Here is an 800-nt window from a genome sequence, read left to right on the forward strand (position 1 = left end):
TCCGTTTGCACCTCCTTACCATTGTAAAGATAGCGGTTGTTGTTGGATAAGTCATAACCACCCGTTGGTTTTCTAAGTCCAAAGCTGTAGTACTCATCCTCTTGGATGATCCTCGGCGTATTGCCCGTTGTCGCTATGGGGTCCTTATCGATGCTCACCCTGGTGTTGCCCAAGTGGTCGCTGAGGTTGTACTCGTACAGGTACACGCTGCCACTTGGCCTTGCCCGGCCTTCCTCCGTTTGGATGAACGCAATCTGACCACCTTTATACACAATGCCGCCTACATAATCCCAGGTTGTGGCACCCGATGAGTTTTCTGTATTGCTCTTGTTCTGCAGCTTCTGCCCGGCTGCATTGTAGGTGTAGGTCGCCAGCTGGGTAGTGCCCTGCTTCACTTCACTAGGCAGGTCCAACATGTTGTAAATAATGCTCTTACCCATACCGTCGCTCGTCGCATTCCCGTTGGGGTCATACTGGTAGCTCCGGGCGCTATAACCCGTTACTGTCGTTAACTGGTTACCGCTGTAGGTATAATCCAGCATGCCCTGACTCGTGCCGATGCCACCTCTGGTAAGCTTGGTGATATTGCCCATTACGTCGTAGCTGATTGCCTCATCCAAAGCGTTAGCTGTCGATACGGCATTAGTCAGCCGGTTCACCTTGTCATACGTATAGGCAAAGCTCTTCGTGCCCGGCGCACTGACTTTCGTGGTGAGGTAGTTCATCTGCGCAATATTCCCGTTCCACTGTGCGTTTGCCAATACATCCGGCGTGTTGTACCTCAGGTCCAGCGAGAACAG

1 pseudogene is annotated in these 800 nt (G+C 52.1%); it reads right to left on the bottom strand.

What is annotated here, in order from left to right:
- Positions 1-800, bottom strand: a pseudogene (locus KHS38_RS22175) (RHS repeat domain-containing protein); the annotation flags it as partial.

This window comes from Mucilaginibacter sp. Bleaf8 (genome assembly GCF_018390515.1).
In the GTDB taxonomy this organism is placed as follows: domain Bacteria; phylum Bacteroidota; class Bacteroidia; order Sphingobacteriales; family Sphingobacteriaceae; genus Mucilaginibacter.